At 71.9% G+C, this 23,524-nt stretch carries 23 protein-coding genes and 1 pseudogene; 9 read left to right on the forward strand and 15 right to left on the reverse strand.

The genetic code is table 11. The features are described from left to right. Nucleotides 1-98: 98 nt before the first annotated feature. A complete protein-coding gene (locus ACFYZE_RS18910; protein WP_388994899.1) occupies nt 99-1,028 on the reverse strand; it encodes a M48 family metalloprotease in 930 nt (309 codons plus the stop codon). Continuing rightward, nucleotides 1,025-1,396 (reverse strand): BlaI/MecI/CopY family transcriptional regulator, encoded by a 372-nt coding sequence (locus ACFYZE_RS18915; protein ID WP_388994902.1) that lies wholly within the window; start codon nt 1,394-1,396, stop codon nt 1,025-1,027. Before ACFYZE_RS18915 ends, ACFYZE_RS18910 begins: the two co-directional genes overlap by 4 nt. 176 nt (nt 1,397-1,572) lie before the next feature. Here ACFYZE_RS18915 and ACFYZE_RS18920 point away from each other — a divergent pair, with 176 nt between their 5' ends. Then, entirely contained in the window at nt 1,573-2,253 is a 681-nt protein-coding gene (locus tag ACFYZE_RS18920) for a phosphatase PAP2 family protein (protein WP_388994905.1), read from the forward strand. A gap of 90 nt (nt 2,254-2,343) precedes the next feature. Here the strand turns inward: ACFYZE_RS18920 and ACFYZE_RS18925 are convergent, their stop codons facing one another. From ACFYZE_RS18925 to ACFYZE_RS18935, 3 genes are all read right to left on the reverse strand, one after another. After that, a complete protein-coding gene (locus tag ACFYZE_RS18925) occupies nt 2,344-2,520 on the reverse strand; it encodes a hypothetical protein (RefSeq protein WP_388994908.1) in 177 nt (58 codons plus the stop codon). Nucleotides 2,521-2,609: 89 nt separating this feature from the next. Continuing rightward, complete coding sequence (locus tag ACFYZE_RS18930; protein ID WP_388994911.1) at nt 2,610-3,521, reverse strand: aldo/keto reductase; 912 nt, start codon at nt 3,519-3,521, stop codon at nt 2,610-2,612. A 42-nt stretch (nt 3,522-3,563) separates the two neighbouring features. Beyond that, nucleotides 3,564-4,928 carry a phospholipase gene (locus ACFYZE_RS18935; RefSeq protein WP_388994913.1) on the reverse strand — a complete coding sequence of 455 codons (1,365 nt, stop codon included), beginning with the start codon at nt 4,926-4,928 and terminating at the stop codon, nt 3,564-3,566. 207 nt (nt 4,929-5,135) lie between these two features. Here ACFYZE_RS18935 and ACFYZE_RS18940 point away from each other — a divergent pair, with 207 nt between their 5' ends. Next, nucleotides 5,136-6,194 carry an acyl-CoA dehydrogenase family protein gene (locus tag ACFYZE_RS18940; RefSeq protein WP_388994916.1) on the forward strand — a complete coding sequence of 353 codons (1,059 nt, stop codon included), beginning with the start codon at nt 5,136-5,138 and terminating at the stop codon, nt 6,192-6,194. Here ACFYZE_RS18940 and ACFYZE_RS18945 read toward each other — a convergent pair. From ACFYZE_RS18945 to ACFYZE_RS18970, 6 genes are all read right to left on the reverse strand, one after another. After that, entirely contained in the window at nt 6,171-7,313 is a 1,143-nt protein-coding gene (locus ACFYZE_RS18945; RefSeq protein WP_388994919.1) for an LLM class flavin-dependent oxidoreductase, read from the reverse strand. The two genes, ACFYZE_RS18940 and ACFYZE_RS18945, sit on opposite strands and share 24 nt — an antisense overlap. Before the next feature lie 26 nt (nt 7,314-7,339). Then, the gene (locus ACFYZE_RS18950) at nt 7,340-8,527 is read right to left on the reverse strand and encodes an SfnB family sulfur acquisition oxidoreductase (protein WP_388994921.1); all 1,188 of its coding nucleotides are present in this window, start codon (nt 8,525-8,527) and stop codon (nt 7,340-7,342) included. Further along, a complete protein-coding gene (gene ssuE / locus ACFYZE_RS18955; RefSeq protein ID WP_388994924.1) occupies nt 8,524-9,078 on the reverse strand; it encodes an NADPH-dependent FMN reductase in 555 nt (184 codons plus the stop codon). The genes ACFYZE_RS18950 and ssuE overlap by 4 nt, the downstream gene beginning before the upstream one ends. A gap of 71 nt (nt 9,079-9,149) precedes the next feature. Further along, nucleotides 9,150-10,367 (reverse strand): acyl-CoA dehydrogenase family protein, encoded by a 1,218-nt coding sequence (locus ACFYZE_RS18960; RefSeq protein ID WP_388994927.1) that lies wholly within the window; start codon nt 10,365-10,367, stop codon nt 9,150-9,152. Nucleotides 10,368-10,413: 46 nt separating this feature from the next. Next, entirely contained in the window at nt 10,414-11,535 is a 1,122-nt protein-coding gene (gene sfnG, locus ACFYZE_RS18965) for a dimethylsulfone monooxygenase SfnG (RefSeq protein WP_388994930.1), read from the reverse strand. A gap of 180 nt (nt 11,536-11,715) precedes the next feature. After that, nucleotides 11,716-11,799 (reverse strand): putative leader peptide, encoded by an 84-nt coding sequence (locus ACFYZE_RS18970; RefSeq protein WP_356947393.1) that lies wholly within the window; start codon nt 11,797-11,799, stop codon nt 11,716-11,718. 137 nt (nt 11,800-11,936) lie between these two features. Between ACFYZE_RS18970 and ACFYZE_RS18975 the strand changes: the two genes are divergently transcribed. Next, a complete protein-coding gene (locus tag ACFYZE_RS18975) occupies nt 11,937-12,947 on the forward strand; it encodes a LysR family transcriptional regulator (RefSeq protein WP_388994933.1) in 1,011 nt (336 codons plus the stop codon). A 9-nt stretch (nt 12,948-12,956) separates the two neighbouring features. Here ACFYZE_RS18975 and ACFYZE_RS18980 read toward each other — a convergent pair whose 3' ends face one another. Beyond that, the gene (locus tag ACFYZE_RS18980) at nt 12,957-13,151 is read right to left on the reverse strand and encodes a hypothetical protein (protein ID WP_388994936.1); all 195 of its coding nucleotides are present in this window, start codon (nt 13,149-13,151) and stop codon (nt 12,957-12,959) included. Between the two features lie 157 nt (nt 13,152-13,308). On the opposite strand from ACFYZE_RS18980, the gene ACFYZE_RS18985 reads away from it, so the two are divergent. The 5 genes and pseudogenes from ACFYZE_RS18985 to ACFYZE_RS19005 form a co-directional block, all read left to right on the forward strand. Next, nucleotides 13,309-14,838, forward strand: coding sequence for an SDR family oxidoreductase (locus ACFYZE_RS18985; RefSeq protein WP_388994938.1), 1,530 nt, complete (start codon nt 13,309-13,311; stop codon nt 14,836-14,838). Nucleotides 14,839-14,896: 58 nt separating this feature from the next. Further along, entirely contained in the window at nt 14,897-16,276 is a 1,380-nt protein-coding gene (locus ACFYZE_RS18990) for a cryptochrome/photolyase family protein (RefSeq protein WP_388994940.1), read from the forward strand. A gap of 164 nt (nt 16,277-16,440) precedes the next feature. Beyond that, complete coding sequence (locus ACFYZE_RS18995) at nt 16,441-17,661, forward strand: aminoglycoside phosphotransferase family protein (RefSeq protein WP_388994943.1); 1,221 nt, start codon at nt 16,441-16,443, stop codon at nt 17,659-17,661. Nucleotides 17,662-17,666: 5 nt separating this feature from the next. Then, nucleotides 17,667-18,197, forward strand: a complete 531-nt coding sequence (locus ACFYZE_RS19000) for a hypothetical protein (protein ID WP_388994946.1) — start codon at nt 17,667-17,669, stop codon at nt 18,195-18,197. 76 nt (nt 18,198-18,273) lie between these two features. After that, nucleotides 18,274-18,873 (forward strand): annotated as a pseudogene (locus tag ACFYZE_RS19005) (ROK family protein); the annotation flags it as partial. A 78-nt stretch (nt 18,874-18,951) separates the two neighbouring features. Here the strand turns inward: ACFYZE_RS19005 and ACFYZE_RS19010 are convergent. Continuing rightward, entirely contained in the window at nt 18,952-20,412 is a 1,461-nt protein-coding gene (locus ACFYZE_RS19010; protein WP_388994949.1) for a hydrolase, read from the reverse strand. A 280-nt stretch (nt 20,413-20,692) separates the two neighbouring features. On the opposite strand from ACFYZE_RS19010, the gene ACFYZE_RS19015 reads away from it, so the two are divergent. Next, a complete protein-coding gene (locus ACFYZE_RS19015; RefSeq protein ID WP_200419602.1) occupies nt 20,693-20,959 on the forward strand; it encodes a GlsB/YeaQ/YmgE family stress response membrane protein in 267 nt (88 codons plus the stop codon). A 328-nt stretch (nt 20,960-21,287) separates the two neighbouring features. Here the strand turns inward: ACFYZE_RS19015 and ACFYZE_RS19020 are convergent, their stop codons facing one another. Beyond that, entirely contained in the window at nt 21,288-22,142 is an 855-nt protein-coding gene (locus ACFYZE_RS19020; protein ID WP_388994952.1) for a GNAT family N-acetyltransferase, read from the reverse strand. Nucleotides 22,143-22,587: 445 nt separating this feature from the next. Beyond that, nucleotides 22,588-23,223, reverse strand: coding sequence for a chaplin (locus ACFYZE_RS19025; RefSeq protein ID WP_388994956.1), 636 nt, complete (start codon nt 23,221-23,223; stop codon nt 22,588-22,590). Nucleotides 23,224-23,524: the final 301 nt, after the last annotated feature.

Genomic DNA, 23,524 nt, shown 5'->3' on the forward strand with positions numbered 1-23,524 from the left:
GGCGTTTGGCGTTATACGTAACACGTAGCGTACGGCATGCCGCCGAGCGCGCCGGTGTGGGCTGCGCCACCCGCGGTGCACTCAGCAGCGGCGCGGTTTCAGCGCGCCTCTTCGCCCTGGGCGACCTCGACTTCGTGGTGGAAACCCATGACGCCGGTCGCCGAGGCACAGGCGGACACGGCGGCGCAGGCGACGAGGAGCGCGGCGATCCAGCGGGCGGCCCGCTGCGGGGTGCGCGGGGCGGTCAGGAGGGCGGCGACCCGTTGGGGCACGGGCCCGGCGGTCGCGGCGGGCGCGAAGGCGGGCCGTTCGTCGGGGGCGGTACGGGTGGCGAGGGCGGCGCGGCCGATCGCCCGGGCGGTCAGCCGCCGGTCGCCGACCACGGCGGCGGCGGCCTCGTCGGCGGCGCGCTCGACCGCGAGCCGGATGACCGGCGCCACGGACCGCAGCCCGGGGTGACAGAGCGCGGCCAGTTCGGCGACCGCGAGGAAGTAGTGGTGCCCGGCCGCGTTGTGGGCGCGCTCATGGGCGAAGAGCGCCTCGCGCTCGTCGGGGTCGAGGCTGCGCAGCATCCCGGTGGTGACGACGATCCGGTGCGGCCGCCCGGGCAGCGCGTACGCGTCCGGGCGCGGGGAGTCGATCACGCACAGGTCGCCCGCGGTGGTGCGACGGTCCGCCTCGCTGGTGGCGGCGCGGAACGCCCGGGCCTGCCGCAGCACGGTACGGCACAGGGTCCACAGGCACACGGCGAGCCCACCGACCGAGAACGCCGCCGCCGGCACGACGAACAGGTCCGATCCGGCGCGCAGCGGGCGAACCAGTTCACCGAGCGCGGCGAACAGCGGCAGCTTCAGCAGCCCGGTGAGCACGAAGGCGCCCAGCGCGGTCAGGGAGCAGCACGCGAGGACGACCGTGCAGCAGGTCACCACCCACAGTGCGGCCCGGGGCGCGAGCCGGTCCAGGGCGCGCCGCGCCAGCGGGGGCATCACGAACGGCAGTGCGAGCGGCAGGAGCAGCAGGAAGGTCACTGCTCACCGGATTCCAGCAGGTCCCGCAGGACGCGCTCGTCGTCTTCGCTGAGCTGGGCGACGAAGCGGGCCAGCACGGTATGCCGGTCGCTGTCCCGGTCCAGTTCGGTGTGCATGCGCCGGGCGGTGAGCCCGTGGGCGTCCTGGACGGGGAAATAGGCGTAGCCGCGGCCCTGGCGGCGGCGGTCGACGACGCCCTTCTCGTGCAGCCGGGACAGGATCGTCGTGACCGTCGTACGGGCGAGGCCGGCACCGAGGCTCTGCTGCACCTGGCCCGGGGTCCGGGGGGCGTCCGCGGCCCACAGGGCGGCCATGACGCTCGCTTCCAGCTCGCCCGCCGGGCGGCGCTCGTCCTTCGCTTCGGCCATGGAACCTTCCTCACCCCGGTTTTCGTCTACATCCCTGTAGACCGTCTACAGAAGTGTAGTCTTCGCGGGTCCGGCCGAGCCGGGTCCGCACGTCCATTATGAGAGGGGCTCACTCCCATGGGCGCCGTACCGCGCACCCCGCCGCTGTACCCGACCCCCGCACCCGGGCCGCGGTCGTGAGGCGGGCGGACACGGCCGACCTCGCCGGTTCCACGGCGCTCGGCGCCCTGGCGGCGTTCGTGCTGCTGGCGCTGACCGTGACCGGGCGCGGCGGCGCCCCGCTGTTCGGCGACACGGACCTGCTGCACTGGTCGCTCGCCCACCGTCCGCCCATCGCGGTCGCCGTGGCGCGCGCGGTGACGTACACGGGAACGGGATTCACTCCCTACCTCCTGGCCGCCGTGGCAGGTGTCGTGATGGGCCGCACGGCGCGCCGCGGCGTTCTCGCCGCCGCTGCCTGTGTCGCCTGCCTGGCCGCGGGCCAGACCGTGCGGTACGGGGTGATGTCGCTGGCCGCGCGTCCGCGCCCGGAGCGCGCGGACTGGGTCACGCACGCCTCGGGCTGGTCGTTCCCCTCGGGCCATACGACGACGGCCGCGCTCACCGCCGGGCTGCTGGCGCTCGCGATCCTCGTCCGTGCCCCGCGCGGCAGAGCGGGTTTCATGGCCGTCGTGCTCACCTGGGGCGCCTCGGTCGGCCTGACCCGTGTGTATCTGGGGGTGCACTGGTTCTCCGACGTCCTGGGCGGCTGGCTGCTCGCCCTGTGCTGGCTGAGCCTGTGCACCTACGCCGCCGCCCGGCTGGCTCCGCGGACGTTCGCCGACGCCACGCAGCCGGTGCGGTCCTCGGCGCCGTGAGACGGCGGACGGCGACGGCACTCCCCCGCCGGCCGCTCCTGCCGCCGGCGCGGTGCCCCGGCGGCATGGCCGGGGCGGGGTCTGCGCCGATCAGTTGGTGGACGACAAGTCGATCCAGATCCTCCGGAGCTTGCGGCCCGAAGTCTCCACGTACACCGTGCGCTTGTCGGCTGCGCCGCACTTGCCGGCGGTCTCGATGAACTCCTTGAGGTCTGCGATGGTCAGGTCCCGGTTCTTCCCGTCGAAAGAGTGCTGATGCTCTGGCATGAGCACAGGATGCGATGCCGTCGCCCGCTTGTCACCAGGGCCCCGGCTCCCGCTCGACGAACGACAACGGCCCAGCAGAGTACCGACGTTCACTCTCCCTCTCGGTGCAGCGCGTCGAGACGGGACATCTCCTCAGAGGTCAGGCGCAGCGCGCCCGCCGCCACGTTCTCCACCAGGTGGTCGGGGTTGCCGGTGCCCGGGATGGCCAGGACGTGCGCACCCTGCTGGAGCGTCCACGCCAGACGGACCTGGGCGGGTGTGGCGCCGTGGGCCCGCGCGATGGCGTCGACCTCGTCCACCTGGTCACCGGACGGGCCACGCTCGGCGCCCTTGCCCGCGATGGCGAAGAACGGAACGAAGGCGATGCCCTGTTCGCCGCAGATCCGCAGGAGTTCGTCCGTGTCCGGATCGAACTCGTGAAGCCCGTACTTGTTCTGTACGCTCACCACCGGCGCGATCGCCTGTGCCTCCGCCAGGTGGCGGGGTTCGACTCCGGAGATGCCCAGATGGCGGATCAGGCCCGCCTCACGCAGCTCGGCGAGAGCGCCGAAATGCTCGGCGATCGAGTCCCACCGCTGCTGCGACCTGCGCAGGTAGACCATGTCCAGGTGGTCGCGGCCGAGCTGGCGCAGGTTCTCCTCGACATGGCCGCGCAGCTGGTCCGGGCGGGCCCATGTACCCCACTCCCCCGAGTAGTCGCGGAACGGGCCCACCTTCGTGGCGATGACCAGGTCGTCCGCGTACGGCGCCAGCGCGCTGTTGATGATCTCGTTCGCTGAGCGCAGCGACGAGAAGTAGAAGGCGGCCGTGTCGATGTGGTTGACACCGAGCTCGATCGCCTTGCGCACCACGGCGATCGACTGCTCGCGGTCGCTCGGCGTTCCGAGGTGGAAGGCGGCACTGCCCGTCAGCCGCATCGCGCCGAAGCCGATGCGGTGGACGGGCAGGTCGCCGAGTTTCCAGGTGCCCGCGACATCCGCGGTGATCGTCTGTGAGGTCATGGGTGGATCATGCACATACCCCGGGGGTCCGGCGCACGCCCTTTAGGGATACGTGTACGTGTTCAGGGTGCTGACGGCGGCGGCCGGGTCGCCGAGGTCGTAGCGGTCCACGGCCAGGTAGTTGGGCTTCTTGCGGGCGGCCGGCTGGCAGAACCGCTGGGCGCGGTCGGTGAGTTTGGTGTTGTCCGTGCGCGCCGTGGACGTGATCGTCGCGTCACGGAAGTGGTTCATGACGAACAGCGGACGGAAGCCGGGTTCGGTGCGGGTCAGCGGGATGTTCGTGTTCGCGTCGTACCAGCGGCTGTAGCAGGACCAGTCGGAGGAGCCGATGCCCGAGCCCATGGACCAGTAGTTCTCGACGGTCCAGTCCTTCTGGTACATCACGCCGAAGCTGTCACGGGTGAGCCCGGCCGCCTCGTCCGAGGCGCGGCTGTGGTCGGTGAAGATCAGCAGTCGGTGGTCGGCGGCGATCAGGTCGGCCACCTTCGGCCAGCCGTTCTGCTTCACTCCGGTCCGGTCGGGCCGGTAGAGCACGTCGGACAGGCCGCTCACCCGGGCCAGTTCACCGCGCAGGACGCCCGGGTCGACGTAGTCCTCGAGGAAGACGGTGATGAACTGATCGGGTTGGGCCTTGAGGAAGTCCACCATCCGCTGGACGTCCACCCACAGGGAGACCGGACTGCTGACCAGGGTGCAGCTGTTGTGGCAGAGGATCGCTCCGTCGGGGGTCTGGTGGATGTCCAGCATGAAGCCGCGGACGCCGTCGGCGAGTTGCTGGTTGATCCCGCGCGTCTGGTTGGGTACGAGGTTGACGAAGGGCGGGGCGAAGCCGCCGTCGACTCCGTTGGCGTAGGCGTTGTGCGCGGTGAGGAAGGTGACCTGGTCGAGGGTGCGCTGATCGGCGGGCGGCATCGGGCTGGTGGGCGAGGTGACCGGGGTGAGGTACCAGGAGGCGAGGCCGCTCGCGGAGCCGATGGCGAGCTGGGCGGGGTAGTCGGCGCCGGAGGCCTTGGCGGCCACGGTCAGATAGCGGTCGGTCCCGGGCGCCTTGAGTGCGTACTGATCGTCTCCTGCCTGTGTGATGTCCCAGGCCGCGTCGGCGCTCGCGCAGGCCAAGGTGCGGGCCTGGTCGCCCGAGCGGCCGAGGCAGCTCCCCGCGGTGTCGGTGCTTTCCAGGACGTACGAGGATCCGCTCGCTCTGAGGTTCCACTGCTGGTGGTCCTCGTTGCCCTTGGGGTTGTGCTGTTCGACGGCTCCCCCGTGGTCGGCCGCGTTGAGCCCGGTCGTGGCGCTCTGGACGTAGTAGGCACCGGTGGCGGGAAGCGCGGCGGCCGCGTGGGACGGAGAGGCCACGGTCGCGGCGGCCAGCACGGTGGCCGTCGCGAGCAGGGCGTGGGGGGTTCGCATGAGGTGACCCTTCGGTCGAGGGCAGGTGGCCAGTTGGTCAGGTGGCCAGGTGCATGTAGTCAGGTGCATGACATCACGACAGATGGCCGGTCGTCAGGAGGGGAGACGTCCACCCGGTGAAATCCGAGGACCTGTGCCCGCGTGACTCGGCGGCGCTGCGCGGCGTCGTACGCAAACCCGGCGCGCACGCGTCGGACAATCTTCCTCATGACCACCACAGCGCACCCTCTCGTCGCCCGTGCCCGACAGCTCGCCGCCGACGTCCTGGCACCGCAGGCGGAGCGTGTCGACCAGGAGGGCGTGCCCCTGAGCCATATCGAGGCCGTCAAGCGGTCGGGGTTGCTCGGGGTGAGCGCACCGGTGGAGTACGGCGGCTCGGGCGCACCCGCCGCGGTGGCCCGGGAGACCGCCGAGATCCTGGCGGGGGCGTGCTGCTCGACGTGGTTCGTGCAGACCCAGCACCACACACCGGTGCTGACGCTGGCGCAGAGCGAACTGCCCGTGCGGGAGCGGCTGCTCGGCCCACTGGCGCGCGGGGAGCTGCTGTCGGGGGTGGCGTACGCCCATCTGCGGTCGCATCCGCGCGTCCCGGTGCGGGTCAGGCGGGAGCGGGGCGGCTGGCGGTTCGACGGGACCGTGCCCTGGTACACCGGGTGGGGCCTGAACGACGTGATGCTGCTCGCCGGGGTGACCGACGCCGGCGAGGCGCTGTTCGCCTTCACCGAGGCGGGCGACCAGCCGGGGCTGCGGGCGTCGGCGCCGTTGCGGCTGGCGGCGCTCACCGCGGCGCGCACGGTCTCGCTGGAACTGGACGGGCTGTGGCTGCCGGAGGATGCGGTGGCGCTGCGGACTCCGTACGAGCGGTGGGCGGCCGCCGACCGACCGAAGACGGTGAACACCTCACCGGCGGTGTTCGGTGTGGCTCAGGCGGCGCTCGGTCTGCTGGACGACGACACCGCAGCGCCCCTGCGGGCCCGGCTCGGCGAGGTGAGGGGCCGGGCCTACGCCCTGGCCGACCAGGCGGCCCCGCACGAACGCCTGCAGGAGCGGCTGGCGCTCAGGACGCAGGCGTACGAGGTGCTGCGCGCGGCCACCACGGCGGCGGTGGTGACCGGCGGGGGCCGCGCGATGATGCTGACGAGCACGGCCCAACGGCTCGCCCGCGAGGGGATGTTCCTGCTGGTGCAGGGCCAGACGGCGGAGTCGCGCCGGGCGCACCTCGACCACCTGGCGGCCCTGGGTTCAGCTCGCGAAGGGCACCTGTGACGTGAGGGCGTCCCGAGCCCCGGACGGATGCCGCCACAGCCCTTCCGCCGCCAGCCTCGGCAACACCCCCTCCCCGAACCAGTACGCCTCCTCCAGATGCGGATAGCCGGACAGCACGAACTCCTCGATGCCCAGCGCGGCGTACTCCTTGATCCGTTCGGCGACCTCCTGGTGGCTGCCGACCAGCGCCGTTCCGGCGCCGCCGCGCACCAGTCCGATCCCCGCCCACAGGTTGGGGTGGATCTCCAGGCCGTCCCTGCTCCCGCCGTGCAGCGCGAGCATCCGCCGCTGCCCCTCGGACTCGCTGCGGGCGAGCCCGGCCTGGACGGACGCCACGGTCTCGGGGTCGAAGCCGTCGAGCAGCCGGTCGGCCTCGGCCCACGCCTGCTCGGAGGTGTCGCGGCTGATCACGTGCAGCCGGATGCCGAACCGCAGGGTCCGGCCCTCCTTCGCGGCGAGCGACCTGATCCAGGCGACTTTTTCGGCGACCTGCGCCGGCGGCTCCCCCCACGTGAGGTAGACGTCGACGTGCCGGGCCGCGATCTCCCCCGCGACGGGCGACGACCCGCCGAAGTAGACCTCGGGTACCGGGTCGGGCACCCGGGCCAGCTTGGCGTCCTCGACCTGGAGGTGCTCGCCGTGCAGGTCGACGGTCTTGCCCTCCCACAACCCGCGCACGATCTGCAGGAACTCGCCGGTGCGCCGGTAGCGGGCGTCCTTGTCCAGGAAGTCCCCGTAGGCGCGCTGCTCGTGGCTCTCGCCGCCGGTGACGACGTTGAGGAGGAGCCGTCCACCCGTTTGCCGCTGGAAGGTGGAGGCCATCTGCGCGGCGAGGGTCGGCGAGACGAAGCCGGGGCGGAAGGCGACCAGGAACTTCAGGCGCTCGGTGTTCTGGCTGACCATCGCGGTGGTCAGCCACGCGTCCTCGCACCAGGCGCCGGTCGGGGTGAGCGCTCCGACGAAGCCGAGGTCCTCGGCGGCGCGGGCGATCTGGGTGAGGTAGGCGACCGTCGGCGGCCGGTCCCGCCCGGAGACGGTCGCCGGGGTGCCGTGGCCGCCGCCGACCACATGGCGGCTGTCGCCGTTGGTGGGCAGGAACCAGTGGAAGGTGAGGGACACGTGGGTCTCCGATCAGCGAGTGTTCGTCAGAGCAGGCCGTGGCGGGGCGGCCGCGTGCCGTTCAGCACGTACCGGCCGATGTGCTGGATCTTCCAGCGGGCCGGGTCGTGCAGGGTGTGGGTGCGGGCGTCGCGCCAGTGCCGGTGGAGATTGAGGGAGTTCAGTGCCGAGCGGGTGCCGGCCACCTCGAACAGGGCGCCCGCCACCTCCACGGCGGCCTGCGCGGCCCGCACCTTCGCGGCGGCCACGGCGATCGACGCCTCGGCCGCCGAGTCGTCGGTGAGGCCGGCGCGGGCCCTGTCCGCCGCGCGGGCCGCCTCGCGCAGCAGTGCCTCCGCGGTCCGCACCTGGAGGGCGAGTTCGCCGAACCGCTGGATCAGCAGCGGGTCCTCGACGGCGGTCTCGGCCCCGCTCTCGAACCAGGGGCGACTCTTCGTCCGTACGAACTCGGCGGCCTCGGCCAGGGCGCCGGCCGCGATCCCCGCATCGATGGCCGCATGCAGCAACTGCGCGAACGCGCCGTGGAGTTGGGGTCCCCGAAAGGTGAGGTGGTGCGGGAAGACCCGGTCGGCGGGCACCGGCACGCCCACCAGGCGGACGGTGCCGCTGGCGGTCGTACGCTGACCCATGCCGTCCCAGTCGTCGATCACCGTCAGCCCGGGGGCGTCGCTCGGTACGAAGGCGACCTGCAGGTGGCCGTTGTCGTCTCGGGCCAGCACGGGGATCCAGTCGGCGAACAGGGCGCCTGTGGAGTAGTGCTTGACGCCGTTCAGAAGGTACGAGCCGTCGGGCAGGGGCTCCAGGCGGGTGCGGATGTCCTGGACGTGCTTCGTACCCGCCTCGGACTGGGCGTTGCCGAAGCGGCGGCCGGCGAGCAGCTCGGCGAAGAAGAACTTCTGCTGCTGCGGTGTCCCCTGGCGGCGGATCACGTTGACGTAGGCGAAGTGGCTCTGCGGGATCTGGGCGAGGCTGCCGTCGGCCGTGGCGAGCAGCCGGAAGATCTCCGCGAGGGTCCCCGCGGTGACGTCGGTGCCACCGTGCTCGGCGGGCACGGTGACGGCCAGCAGCCCGGACGCGGAGAGCCTGTCCAGCTCCTCACGCGGCAGGGTGCGGTCGGCGTCGCGCTGGGACGCCCCGGCCCGGAAGTCGTCGGCCAGGGCGGCTGCCACGGCGAGGGCCTCGGAGTCGTCGGCGATCACATGGGCGGTGGTCATCCCGCCGCCGCCAGGACAGGAGTGTGCCCGAGGGCCGCCGAGAACTGGTCGACCACCTGCAGGAGCGCCTCGGTGGCGGCCGGCGCGATGACGAGGGAGCCGTCCTCCTGGACGGTGATGTCCTTGTCGAGGGTGAACCAGCCCTGGACGATATGGGCTGCCCCCATGGAGTTGAGGACTGGCCGGAGGGCGTAGTCGATGGCCAGGACATGGGCGGTGCTGCCGCCGGTGGCCAGGGGCAGCACGGTCTTGCCGGTGAGCGCGTACTGCGGGAGCAGGTCGAGCAGTGCCTTGAGGACACCGGAGTAGGAGGCCTTGTAGACGGGGGTGCCGACGACGACTCCGTCGGCGCGGGCGAACAGCTCGGTCGCCTCGACGATGGCGGGGTGGCGGAAGTCCGCGCCGAGCAGGGCCTCGGCGGCAATGGTACGCACGTCGAGCGGGACCACCTCGTGGCCCTGCGCGGTCAGGCGCTGGTCCAGATGGCGCAGCAGGCGGTTGGTGCGCGAGGAGACGGAGGGGCTGCCGGAGACGGACAGGACGGTGGCCATGGGGTCCTCTTTCGGGAGGCTTTGTCGAGAGGGGGCGCCACCGTGCGGGAGGCGCCCCGTCGGTCGAGCGGTCAGGAGTACCAGGTGGGCTCGGGCAGTTCGCCTTCGAGGACCCAACGGCCGACCTCGCGCCGCTTGTAGGCGACGGGGTCGTGCAGCGTGTGTGTACGGACGTTGCGCCAGAAGCGGTCCAGGCCCTCGGCGGTGGACGTGGACCGGGCACCGGTGACCTCGAAGATGCGGCTGGAGATCTCCAGCGCGACGTCGGTGGCGCGCGCCTTGACCGCCGCCACCCGCACCTCGAACTCGCCGCGGGCCTGTTCGGTGACGGCGTCGGGGTCGTCGTGCAGCTTCTGACCCTCTGCGGCGACGGCGTCGGCGAGCGCCTCGACCGCCCACAGCTTCGCGGTGAGGTCGCCGTAGGTGTCGACGACGTGCGGCTCGTCGACCGCGCGTCCGTGGCCGCCGTGCAGCCAGGACCGCGCCTTGGTGCGGGTGTAGGCGGCGGCCGTCTCCAGCGCGCCGGCAGCGATGCCGAGGTAGAAGTTGACGAAGACGAGCTGGATGGTGGGGACGTTGAGCGTGTTGTAGACGCGCGGCCGGAACTCCTTGTCCACGTAACCGGCCGCAGAGGACCACGGCGTGCGCACCCCGTCCAGGGTGACGCTGCCGCTCTCGGTGAGCCGCTGGCCGATGTTGTCCCAGTCGTCGTGGAAGGTCAGACCCTCGCTGGCGGAGGGCACGATCGCGAAGACGTGCTGGTCGGTGCCCTCCAGGACGCCCTCAAGGACGGTGACGTCGGAGACCTTGCTGCCGGTGGAGAAGGACTTGCGACCCGTGAAGACGAGGTCGTCGCCGTCCTCGGTGACGACCACGTCCTTGTCGCGGGGATTGACGGCGCCGCCGAAGAACCAGCGGTTGCGGCTGGCCTCGGCCTCGACGTGCTCCCACTGCTCGCGGGTGCCGACCAGACGGGCGGCCCAGAACCACAGGTAGTGGTAGCCGAGGAGCTGGCCGATGGAGCCGTCGGCCTTGGCGACCTCGCGGACGACACGGTAGGCGGTGGGCCAGTACTGGCCCGCGCCACCGTGCTCGGTGGGGCCTAGCAGGGTGACCAGGCCGGAGTCCTTCAGCAGGCGGACCTCGGCGTAGGGGGTGGCGCCGGCGCGGTCGCGTTCGGCGGCGTCGGTGGCGAGGACGGCGGCGACCTCGGCGGCGCGGGCGATCCACTCCTGGGCGGTGGTCGGGGCGGGGCGGGTGGTCCAGTCGGTGGGTGTGGCGGTGCTCACGCTGCGATGACCTCTTTCTCGCTGTGCGTGCGGAAGACGGGGGCGGTCAGGCTCGGACGGTCACGGAGGCGGAATCGCTCTCGGGCAGTTCGGCCTCGAGTTCGCGCACGAGGGGCAGCACGCGCTTGCCGAAGTACTCGACCTCCTCGTGGTAGTGCAGGAATCCGAGCAGGAAGAGGTCCACGCCGAGCTTCTTGTAGGCGACGATGCGCTCGGCGATCTGTTCCGGAGTGCCGATGAGGCCTGTTCGGAAGCCGTCGTTGTACTGGACCAGGTCCTCGAAGGCGGAGTCCTGCCACATGCCCTTGCCGTCGGCAGTGGACTGCCCGGCCTGCTTCACCGCGGCGCCGAAACCCTCGACGGCCTCGGTGTCGGCCTTGGCGACGATCTCGCGCAGAGTGCTGTGTGCCTCGGCCTCGGTGTCGCGGGCGATGAGGAAGCCGTTCAGCCCGAACTTCGGTACCCTCCGGCCAACTTGAGCGGCGGCAGCCCGCACGTCGCCGATCTGCTCGACGACCCCGTCGAAGTCCCTGCCGTTGGAGAAGTACCAGTCGGAGACCCGGCCGGCCATCTGCCGGGCGGCGGTGGAGTTGCCGCCCTGGAAGATCTCCGGGTGCCGGCGCTCGGGGGTGTTGAGGGGCTTGGGCTTGAGAGAGAAGTCGCGCAACCGGTAGAAGTCGCCGGCGAGTTCGGCGTGGTCCTCGGTCCAGATCTTCCGCAGGGCGGTGATGAACTCCTCGGAGCGGCGGTAGCGTTCGTCGTGCTCCAGCCAGGGCTCGCCGAGCGCGGTGAACTCGCCCTTGAACCAGCCGGAGACGACGTTCACGGCGAACCGTCCGCCCGAGAGGTGGTCTGCGGTGGCGCCGAGCTTGGCGAGAACGCCCGGGTGCCACAGGCCGGGGTGGACGGCGGCGATGACCTTCAGCCGCTGGGTGGCCAGCAGCAGAGCGAGGCTGAAACTGGTCGACTCGTGCTGGTACTCGGCGCCGTAGCTGGCCATGTAGCGCACCTGGCTGAGCGCGTACTCGAAGCCGTTGTTCTCGGCCAGGACCGCGAGTTCGCGGTTGTAGTCGTAACCCCAGTCGGTGCGCTGCTCGATCGTGCTGGTGACGAGTCCCCCGCTGACGTTGGGGACCCAATAGGCGAATTTCACGGGCGCTGCGGGCATGCGGAACTCCTGTTGCGGATGGTCGCGGTGTCGCGGATGGTCCGCGGAATGGGCGGGAACCCCGAATTCACGGCATGGCAGTGCCCCGAATTCAGGCCCTGAGGGAAAAGCACCGCGCACCTCGGCCCGTCGGGCAGGTGCGGTGCGGGAGGAAGCGGGTGCGGCGGATCCGGAGGCGGATCAGGCCGCGGGGCAACAGGAGGCGCTGGAGACGCGCGCCAGATCGACGTGGCGCCGCCGCGTGAGGTCCAGTCGCATCGTCATGCCATCGATCGTGGCAGCAGCCGGATGCGGCAGTCAAGGAAAACCCGACCGTTCTCGCATCGCGGACCATTGAATTTCACGAAGGTGTGACAGGGAAACCCTTGAACGACTTCCGGTGGAACCCGCATTCTGCGGCGATGCGAACGGAACAGCTCGAATACATCACGGCCGTGGTCCGATTGGGTTCGCTGCGCCGGGCGGCCGAGGAACTGCGCCTGTCGCAGCCCGCGTTGAGCGAGACGGTGCGGAATCTGGAGCGCGAACTCGGCGTCGACCTGCTGGAGCGAAAGCGGTCCGGTGCCACGATGAGCGCCGAGGGACGGGAACTGCTGCCGCACATCGTCAATGTGCTGGACGCGGTGGACCGGTTGCGGACAGCGGCGGGCGAGCAGCACCGCATCAGCCGGACAGTGCGACTCGGCACGGTGAACGCGGCGACCGTGCCGCTGCTCATCCCGGTGATGCGGGAGTTCCGCGCCAGGCATCCGCTGACGCAAGTGGAGGTGGTCGCCGCGCAGCAGACCGACATCCATCGGGGCCTGCTGGAGGGCGGCTTCGACCTGGGTCTGGTGAACCACCTCGACGGCGACGACATGCCGGCCGGATTCGACAGCCTGGAACTGCTCCGAGGGCGGCCGGTGGTGTGCCTGCGCCCGGACAACCCACTGGCGGCCCTGCCGGCCGTTCCGGTCGCGGACCTGCTGACCGAGCCGTTCATCGCCATGCGCTCCGGCTACGTGATGCACCGGTACGTGCACCGGCTCCTCGGGGAACGGGCTTCGTCCTTCTCCTACTCGACGGACGGCGCGGAGCTGGGCAAGCTGATGGTGGCGCAGGGGCTCGGCGCGACGGTGCTGCCCGACTTCAGTGTGATCGGGGACCCACTGGAACGCCAGGGCCTGATCACCTGCCGGCCGCTCGCCGACGACACCACCACCCGAGTGCTGCTGATGCTGCGGCGGCGCCGGGCGGAGTCGGTGCCGAGGGCCGCTCAGGAGCTGTACGAGGCGTTCGTCCGCAAGGGGCGGGAACTGGGGCCTGCTCCGGAAGTCGCGCCGGTGCAGGCCCGGGACGGGATGCCGACCGCAGGCGGTCCGTCGCCGGGCCTTGCGGCGTCGCCGGGTTCGGGGGTGTCCCGCCCCGGGTGACGCGTCCGCTCAGTTCTCGTCGCGGTCCCTGCCCGGGACCACCACGAGGAACGCGTCCGACTTCAGGTCCATGACCACTTTGGCGGGCTCACCGTCGGCGCGGCGCCGCGCCGCGTACTCCTCCGCCGGCCACGATCCGCGCGGAGCTCCGGCAGGAAACCGCTCCAGCACCTTCGCGCCCATGGGGGTCGACACCTCCAGCATCGATCATCGACTCGTACCGACAACTTCCTGCATTTCGCCTGCCCGGAAGGGACGCCGATATGTCTCCCTCGCGCAAAACATCCCTTCGCCGCGTCCGGAAGCACTCGTTCTGTGGAAGTGATCGCTGAAAGAACTCCGACAAGAGGGAGCGAGGCGGATGAACGGAGGCCGTGCCGGGCCGGGGCTGCGCTGCCTGGTGACCGGCGCCACGGGATACATCGGCGGCCGCCTCGTCCCGGAACTGCTGGCGGCTGGGCACCAGGTGCGCTGCCTGGCCCGTTCCCCGGAGAAGGTGAGCGGCCACCCGTGGGCGGCCGAGGTCGAGGTGGTGGCCGGAGACGTCATGCGGGCCCGGCCCGTCGCCGACGCGCTGCGCGGTATGGACGTCGCGTACTACCTGGTGCACGCACTGGGCACGGGCCGCGGCTTCGAGGAGACGGATCGCACCGCTGCGCGGATCTTCGGGGAGCAGGCCCGGGCCGCGGGTGTGCGGCGCATCGTCTATCTGGGCGGTCTCACCCCGGCGGACGTGCCCGAGCGCGAGCTGTCCCCGCACCTGCGGTCGCGCGCCGAGGTCGGCCGCATCCTGCTGGGCTCCGGCGTTCCGACCACGGTACTGCGGGCCGCCGTCATCATCGGCTCGGGGTCGGCCTCCTTCGAGATGCTGCGCTATCTCACCGAGCGCCTGCCCGTCATGGTCACCCCGCGCTGGGTCGGCACCCGGATCCAGCCGATCGCGGTGCGGGACGTACTGCGGTTCCTGGTCGGCAGCGCGACGATGCCGCACGACATCAGCCGCGCCTTCGACATCGGAGGGCCGGAGGTGCTGACGTACCGGGACATGATGCTCAGGTACTCGGCTCTCGCGGGCCTTCCGCGCCGGCGCATCGTCTCCGTTCCCGTCCTCACCCCGCGCCTTTCGAGTCTCTGGATCGGCCTGGTGACTCCCGTTCCCCCGTCGATCGCACGGCCGCTCACCGAGTCGCTGCGCCATGAGGTCGTCTGCCGCGACCGCGACATCGAGCGCTACGTTCCCGCCCCCGCGTCAGGTCCGATCGGTTTCGACGAGGCGGTCCGGCTGGCCCTGCGGCGCGTGCGCGACGCGCAGGTCACCACGCGCTGGTCGTCCGCCTCGCCGCCGGGGGCGCCGAGCGACCCGCTGCCGACCGATCCCGGCTGGGCGGGCGGCAGCCTCTACACGGACCGGCGCGAACTCGTCGTCGACGCCTCGCACGAGGCCCTGTGGCGCGTCGTCGAGGGCATCGGCGGCGAGAACGGCTGGTATTCCTTCCCTCTGGCCTGGGCGGCACGGGGCTGGCTCGACCGGCTGGTCGGAGGGGTCGGGCTGCGCCGGGGACGACGCGACGCGCAGCGGTTGCGGGTCGGGGACTCGCTGGACTTCTGGCGGGTGGAGGAGATCGAACCCGGGCATCTGCTGCGCCTGCGGGCGGAGATGCGGCTGCCGGGCCTCGCCTGGCTGGAGCTGTACGCCGAACAGGACGAGCACGGGCGGACCCGGTACCGCCAGCGGGCCCTGTTCCATCCGCACGGGCTGCTCGGTCACGCCTACTGGTGGGGAGTCTCCCCCTTCCACTCCCTCGTGTTCGGAGGCATGGCGCGAGGCATCGCGCGGGCCGCCGCCCGGACGCCGCGCACCGGTCCGGCCCAGCCCCGGCCCGCCCCGTGATGCCCGCGCCGACGGCGAGCGGACCGCGGCCGGCACCCTCTCCCCCGGAGTTCACGTCATGCACGTCTCGGTCGTCCTGTTCACCTCCGACCTGCGTCTGCACGACCACCCGCCGCTGCGGGCCGCCCTGACCCGCCCCGGACAGGTGGTGCCGCTCTTCGTGCGGGACCGGGGAGTGGCTGCCGCCGGATTCGCCGTTCCCAACCGGCTGGCGTTCCTCGCCGACTGCCTGCGCGACCTCGACGCGGGGCTGCGCGCCCGGGGCGGGCGTCTCGTCGTCCGGTCCGGGGACGTGGTCGACGAGGTGTGCCGGGTGGTCACCGAGACGGACGCGGCCGACGTTCATCTGGCGGCGGACGTCAGCGCCTACGCGCAGAGACGCGAGGCGCGGCTGCGCCGGGAGCTGGCGGCCCAGGGGTGCCGGCTGTGGGTGCACGACACCGTCAACGCGGTCGTGCCGCCGGGTACGGTGGCCCCGGCCGCCTCCGACCACTTCGCCGTCTTCACCCCGTACTTCCGGCGGTGGACCGGGCAGCGGCTGCGCGACACGTCGGGCGCGCCGCGTGCCGTGCGGGTGCCGGACACCGCCGGATCGGAGGAACTGCCCGTACGCGAAGGTCGTGCTGCGGTCTCGGCAGGGCTGCCCGCCGGTGGCGAGACGGAGGCCAGGAAGCGGCTCACGGCGTGGCTGCGCGGCGGCCTCGCCGCTTACGGGGACCGGCAGGACGACCTGGCGGGCGACGCCACCTCCCGTCTGTCACCGCATCTGCACTTCGGCACCCTCTCCCCCGTCGAGGTCGTCCACCGGGTGCGGCAGGCGGGCGGCCCGGGCGCCGATGCCTTCGTACGACAGCTGGCGTGGCGCGACTTCCACCGTCAGGTGCTCGCAGCGCGGCCGGACGCGGCCACCGCCGACTACCGGACGCGAGGGGACCGCTGGCGGTCCGAGCGCGCGGCGCGCGCGGACGTCGAGGCGTGGCGGGAGGGCCGTACGGGCTATCCGGCCATCGACGCGGCGATGCGGCAGCTGCGGCACGAGGGGTGGATGCCGGGCCGGGCCCGGCTGCTGGCCGCGAGTTTCCTCACCAAGACGCTGTACGTCGACTGGCGTGTGGGAGCGCGCCACTTCCTGCGGCTGCTGGTCGACGGCGATGTCGCCAACAACCAGCTGAACTGGCAGTGGATGGCCGGAACGGGCACCGACACCCGGCCCAACCGGGTCCTGAACCCCCTCGTCCAGGCCAGGCGGCACGACCCTGACGGCGCGTACGTGCGCCGCTGGGTCCCCGAACTCGCCGGGCTCCACGGGCCGGCGGTGCATGAACCATGGCGCCTGCGGGGCCGGGAACGGGCCGCGTGCGGAGCCTACCCGGATCCGATCGTCGACCTGTCCGACGGCCTGGCCCGCTTCAGACGGGCCCGCGGACTTACGGCCTGAGCCGGGCCATGTGTGCCTCGGGCTCATGGATGATCATCTCGCCGTTGATCGTCGGCACGGCCCGGACACCGGAGTCGTGGTCGAGGGCGCAGCCGCGGACCGGCCTCATGACCCAGCGGAATAACCGTTCGCCCGGGTCCCCTCGCGAGCCGCACACTGGCGCCATGGGTCGAACCGTCAGTGCGTGGGTGACGTCCGGCGAGGACGTCCTCGGCGTCACGGGACCGTTTCCCGTGGACGTTCCCTGGTGGTCGGAGGTCGAGCAGGTCGTCGGGCGGCTGGAGGAGTTGCTCCGGGTCCCGGTGATGGTGCTGCGGCTGCTGACGGTGGACGGCGGTGAAGGCGGACGGGACGGCCACGCGACCTACCACGTGGAGGCGTGGGAGCGCCCGGCGGCCGGGCTGCTCGCTCAACGGGCCGCTCCGAAGGGCCTGTTGGTGGCGGACGCGGCACTGCGAATGCCGTGGGCGCGTGTGGACGGCCTGCGGGAACTGCTCGACTGGGGCCTCGGCACGCTCCGGGCGGCGGGCCGCCCCGTCACGGGCCGCGTCGAGCAGCGACGGACCTGGAATCTGGCAGGGTTGTTCCGGCTGCCCACCGCGTCCGGGCCCGTCTGGCTCAAGGCGACGCCGCGCTTCGCCGCCGACGAGGCGGCCGTCGCCGACGCGTTCGCGCGGGTGGACGCCGGGCTGGCGCCGACGGTCGTCGGCCGGGGCGAGCGGCGGATACTGATGGAGCACGTGCCCGGCAAGGACTGCTGGGGGGCGTCCGCCGATACGGCGACGGCGGCGATGCAACGGTTCGTGGCGGCCCAGGCCGCGCTCGCGCGCAGCCGCCCCGTCGTGCTGCGGGACTGGCGCACCCCGGTGCTCGCGGCCCGGGGGCAGGCGCTGCTCGACGGGCCGGCCGGGGCGGAGCTGGACGGTGGGGAGAGGCAGGCCGTGCGGGACCTGGCGGACCGCTGGCGGCAGCTGGAGGACTGCGGTCTGCCCGACACGGTGGTGCACGGCGACTTCCATCCGGGCAACTGGCGCAGTGACGGCGGCCGTCCGGTCGTTCTGGACTTCGCGGACGCCTACTGGGGCAATCCGGTGGTGGACGGCCTGCGCGCCATCGACCACCTCCCCGAGGCGGCCCGGCCTGCGGCGGCCCGGGCCTGGACCGCCGCCTGGGCGGCGCACGCGCCGGGAAGCGCCCCGTCCCGCGCCCTCCGTCTCGCCGAGCCGCTCGCCCATCTCATGTACGCCATCCGCTATCAGGAGTTCCTCGACGGCATCGAGTCCTCGGAGCGGCCCTACCACGAAGGTGATCCGGTGACGGTGCTCCGCAGGGCGGTGCGCGCCGTGCGACACCCGAGCCCGTTCCTCGCGGCAGCCGGGGAGTGAGGGCGATGGATCACGCGGAGGCGCTGCTCATCGGTGGACGCGCCGGTGTCGGCAAGACGACGGTGGGCTGGGAGGTCTCGGCACGGCTGAGGGCCGCCGGAGTCGCCCACGCCGTGATCGACGGCGACTTCATGGGACAGGTGCACCCGGCGCCGGACGGTGATCCCCACCGCGCCGGGATCACCGAACGCAACCTCACCGCCGTGTGGCGGAACTACGCCTCGCTCGGACATCGGCGGCTCGTCTACACCAACACGGTCAGCGTGCTCGACGAGTCCGCGGGCATGTTCCGGCGGGCGATGGGCCCGCGGGCGCGGCTCGTCCGTGTGCTGCTGACCGCGGCCGACGACACGATCGCCCTCCGGCTGAAGGGCCGTGAACTGGGGTCGGAGCTGGAGCAGGAGTTGCGCACCAGCGCGTACAAGGCGCGACTGCTGGACGCTCGGGCGCCCGTCGACACCGTGCGGTTGGCCACCGACGGGCGTGACGTCGTCGACATCGCGCGGGAGGTGCTGGCCGCAACCGGGTGGGTGTGACTCCGCCTTCGAGGCGAGGTGACCTGCCACCGGGCCGTGATCACGCCACCGGGGGCCGACCCTGTTCCGGGGTGGAGAGGTGCACAACGACGCCAACCTGGCCGCGCTCGGCGAGTACACGTACGGCGTCGGCGCGGGCAGCCGCCTGTTCGCGTACATCCTCATCGGGACCGGGCTCGGCATGGGGGTCGTCAGCGAGGGACGGCTGTTCACGGGTGCGCACGGCGGAGCGGGGGAGATCGGGTTCCTGCCGTGGCCGGGACGGCAGAAGCCGCAGACACTGGAGGACGCGGTGTCGGGCGTCGCCGTCGTGGAGTCCGCGCGGGCGTTCGGCATGACGGGGCAGCTCACGGCGAAGTCGGTGTTCGACGCGGCCCGGCAGGGTCATCCCGCCGCGACCGAGGCCGTGCGCCTGGAGGGCGAGCGGATCGCCCACACGGTCGCGGCGGCCGCCGCGGTGCTCGACCCCGACCCGGTGGTGCTCGGCGGCGGTGTGGGCCACAGCGTCGGCCTGCTGTTGCGTCCCGTGCGGGAGACGCTGCGCTCCCTCACTCCGCTGCGCCCGAAGATCGCCCCGAGTGGGCTGGGCGAGGACGCGGTGCTGCTCGGCGCGCTGGCGACGGCGCTCGGCAGGGCCCGGGACGTGGTGTTCGAGCGCAGGTCCGCCACCTCCTGACCAACTCCGGACGGTCAGCGGCGCCCCGCCGCGGTAGACGGGGGTGGGCCCTCGGGAGAGACCCACCCCCGTGCGGGTTCAGCTCACGTCGAGCGCCGTGTCGTCGAGGACGAACGACGTCTGCAGGCTGGAGCCCTCGGTGCCGGTGAACTTCAGGGTGACGGTCTGTCCGGCGTAGCTCGCCAGGTTGAAGCTGCGCTGGGTGTAGCCGCCGGCGGCGTTGAGGTTGGAGTACGTCGCCAGGGTGCTCAGGACCGTACCGGAACCGTTCAGGAGCTGGACCTTGAGCGTGTCGTACGCCGTGCTGGTGGTGGTCTCCGCCGTGTCGATGTGCAGGTAGAAGCTCAGGGTGGCGGAGGTGCAGGCGGACGGGACGGTCACCGTCTGGGAGAGGGTGTCGGTGTGCGCGGAGCCGTAGCCGTCCAGCCAGGCGTAGTACGAGCCCGTACGGGGCGACTCGCTGCTGGAGTTGGTGATGACGCCACTGCTGGCGGTCCAGGCGGTGCTGCCGGACTCGAAGCCGTTGTTGCCGAGGAGCTGGGCGGCGGTGCAGGAGGTCGAGCCTCCGCCGCCGCTTCCGCCGCCGCTGCTGCCGCTCGCTCCGGAGAGCCATTCGGTGGCGTTCAGGGCCAGGGCGGCGTTGGTGGCGCCGGAGTCGTTCCAGCCGTCGTACAGCGTGTTGCCGGACTGGCCGGTGCCGTCGTCGATGGGTGAGCTGTCGCCCCAGAAGGCGACACGACCGCTGCCGAAGGCGGACGTCAGGAAGAAGGCGCCGGTGTTGCCCGAGTAGCCGCTGCGGTAGAGCAGGCCCTTGACGGAGGAGTTGTCGGAGGGCTTGAGGGTGGCGGTGGTGCCGTTGGCGATGAGGCTCTTGGTGACGGTGCCGAAGGAGCCGTGCAGCACCGGGTCGGTGCTGTCGCTGATCGCGGCCGGGTAGCCGGAGGTGATGTTCAGCGAGTCGATGGAGAAGCCGAACGGGTCGGTGGAGTCGACGCTGTTGTTGGTCATCAGGTCGTTGAGGATCTCGACCGCGTCGTAGCCGTCGTTGTTGCGGTCGGCGCCGGTGTGGTCGGAGATCATGAACAGTCCGCCGCCGTTCTTGACGAAGTTCATGATCGCCGTCTTCTCGGCGGTGGTGAAGAGGGTGTTCGGTTCGGGCAGGACGAGGGTGTCGAAGTTCTTCAGGTCCAGCGAGGAGGAGCCGCCGTAACTGAGGCTGGAGCCCGACGGCAGGGTCTTGAGGCTGTAATTTCCGGTCTTCTGGAGGGCGACGCCCCAGGAGGAGAGGGCTCCGGTCCAGTCCGTCTCGGCGGACGGCGTGGAGTCCTGGCCGAGCGGGTCGGGCTGGCTGGTGGAGATGATCCAGTCGGCGTTGCCGGCGGTCTCCGCGTGCGCGTTGTCGAACAGGACGCGGTGCGGGGTGGCCGCGTGGGCCTCGGTCGCGGCCGTGGTGGCCTGGACGGCGGTCCCGGTGGCGAGCAGGCCGCACACGGCGAGGACCGTGGCGAGTCTGTGGCGGGGCCTGGTGAGTCCGAGCATCCGGCGAACCTCCATGGGGAGTTGGGGAGAGGAGCGGTGCGGGTGCCAGTCTGCGCGCGTAGAGATTCCGCCGCGGTCTGCGCGCGTAGAGTTCCTTCATACGCCACCCGTGCGACGGACTGTTGAACGGTACATGGCAGGACGGGGCGTGGCCAGGAGAACGCCCTCCTGACAGGTCGAGGATTGACCCTCCATTGACCCGCGATTGAAGCGAGAAGGAGTGTTGCCGCGCAGAGCGGGCACACGTCGTACGACAGACGCTTCACAAAGAGGGGCGGAGATGGAGATCTCGGGCATCATCAGTGCCATTGTCATCGGGCTCATCATCGGCGTCCTGGGGCGGCTCGTCGTCCCCGGGCGCCAGCACATCGGCATCCTGTGGACGATCGTCGTCGGCATCGTGGCAGCTTTCATCGGCGCCGGGATCGCCGCCGCGGTCGGCGTGGCCGACACCAAGGGAGTGGACTGGATCGAGTGGCTCATCCAGATCGCTCTGGCGGCACTCGGCATCGCGGCGCTGGACCGGGCGAAGACAGCTCATCGCTGAACGGTCCCTCACTGAACGGTTCGTCCCGGGGTACGCACCCCGGGACGCCGAGCCATACCTCATCAACGGGCCGATCGGGCCGGTGTCACGCCCGATCGGCCCCGTCGCGTGCGGTCACCGGGACGTCGGCCGTTCCCCGTACCAGGCGAGTGTGACGTCCAGCGCCTTCGCGAGCGGTGTCGGAATGACGCCGAAGGTGTGCTCGAAGGCGGACGAGTAGCTGTGCGCCGGTCGATGTCGCCCAGGGCGCTACATCGCGCCCCGGGGCGTTCGGCCCCCTTGCGGCGGCGCTTCCACCGGCGCCGGGCGAACCATGCCTGTCGGGGCACTAGCCGAGCTCCAGAGTGGTCACCCCGTACACACGCTCCTGGGCGAAGGACCTGACCGGTCCCGTGTACATGCGCGCTGTTTCGAACGACGGGGCGAGGCCCGCGCGTTCGGCGAGGGAGACGGCCGCCGTGTTGGGTTCGGGGACGTCGACGGCGATCTCCCGTCCCGCTGCTTCGGTGGTCAGCGCGGCGAAGAGGGCGTCGGCGTCCTCGGCGCTGTCGGCGAAGAGGGGGCCGATGCGCAGCGCGTCGCGGGCGGGCCGGATCACCGCGTAACCGGCGAGGCGGCCGTCGCCGGGACGGACGAACACCCGGTGGCCGGGGGTGGTGAGCCAGCGTTTCAGGAAGCCGGGGCGGTCGGCGGGGCAGCAGGCGCTGTCGTACGCCGCGATGGCGTCGAAGTCGTCCTTCTCGGCCGGGCGCACTCCGGGCACGGGCTCCCCGGCGGGGGCGGCTCCGGTGAACCGTACGGTGCGGTGGGCCGGTTCGAAGCCGGAGCGGCGGTAGTTGTCCTGCTGGGCGACCACGCCGTCGAGGCCGACCGTACGGTCGCCGGCGTGGGCCAGCCCCGTCTTCCAGGTGGTCAGTCCCAGGCCACGACCGCGCAGGTCCGGCCGTACGAGGTAGCAGCCCAGGAAGGCGTAGTCGGCGCCGTAGGTGACGACGGAGACCGCCGAGACGGGCTCCCCGCCGAGCCGGCCGATGAAGAAGCCGTCGGGGTCCTGGGCGAAGAAGGCGGTGCCGTCGGACAGACCGGGGTTCCAGCCCTCGTCCGCGGCCCAGCCGCTGATCACCGGCCAGTCGTCGAGCGTGGCCCGGGTGACGACCAGGTCGTCGGGACCCGCAGAGCTCATCGTCGCGCTCCCTTCCATGGGGGGTCGGGCGCGGCGGACGGACCGGCCGCGCCGCGAGCATCCTTCCCGATGCCGAAGACCTGCGCCACCGTAGGCACGTCGGCACCTGCCTCAGCCAATTCCGCGTCCCCCGAAGGGAGTTGAGACAGAAGGCCGGGATGGCCGGGTTCACCCGTGAGGGCGTCCACCGCGGCGCCGTGTTCCATGGCGGAGGGTGGCGCGGCGGCGTGCGGTACGCCGCTCCTTCGGGGCGGCCCGGTCGCAACCGGCCCAGGCTGACACCACGGTGCCGAAGGCCCCGCCGCCAGTCGGTGCGGCGGGGCGTTCCGCTGATGTGCTCGGGTCGGCTGGTGACCCGCAGGCAGAGTTCGCCCGTCAAGCAGCGGTGTCCGGTGCGTGCTCCTGGTCGGCCCTCGCGACGGGGCGAAGGCCGTCCGTGGCGGCGCTAGCGGGTCGCTGACGACCGAAAGCGCCGGTACAGCAGCGTCCCGCCGAGCAGCAGGGCCCCGCTTCCCGCCAGTGCGGGCAGGGTCACGTCCGCGCCCGTGTGCGCGAGGGTGACCCCGGCCTGCTGCACCGGGGGCGCCGTCCGTACGGGGGTGTGCGCCTTCGGCGGTGCGGCGGGGCGGGCCGTGCTCGAGGTGTTCGTTGAGGTGTTGCCCACCGACGCGTTGCCGGCCCCGGCCACACTGACCGAGTTGCCGGTGACGTTCACGGGGATGTCGACCGGGAGTTGCAGGCCGTTGCCCCCGAGCACGCCCGAGGAATCCTTTCCGCCGGTGTGCGCGGTGGCACCGCCGCCCCCGGACACCGCTCCCCGCCCTGCGCCGGACTGGCGCGCACCCCGGTTCTCGCAGGCGTTTCCCGCCGCCGGGTTCAGCAGCCCCACGACGTCCACGGTGTTGCCGCACACATTGACCGGCACGTGCACCGGGACCTGGAGGGTGCTGCCGGAGATCAGCCCGGGCGAACCCGCCGCGGTGCCGTCCGCCGCGGAGTCCGCGTGCGCCGGCAGCGCCACGGCCATCGCCCCCGAGGCGGCGGCCACGGCGATCAAACCATTCCGGGTAACCCGATTCATAGGTTCCCTGCCTTCCAGACATGGTCGCGAGCACTCGCCCGCACCCCGTAAAACGCAGACGAACCATCCGAGTTATGGCTTATCTGCCTTTCACCCCATCGAGTGGCACGGTTGTCGAACCGGCGGAAGGCCGTCGCGGGCGGCGCAACGTGCGGCAGGTCCGCCCTTTCCGCCTGTCCGCGGGCGCGCTCCACAGGCCCCGCTCGCGGTGGTCAATGGGTCGCCGCCGGATCCGCGACCGGGGCGTCCCAGGAGGCACCATGCTGGCGGGGATCCGCCGCCGAACGGCGGCTCCTGCGGC

The sequence above is a fragment of the Streptomyces sp. NPDC001796 genome, assembly GCF_042892355.1.
Lineage (GTDB): Bacteria > Actinomycetota > Actinomycetes > Streptomycetales > Streptomycetaceae > Streptomyces.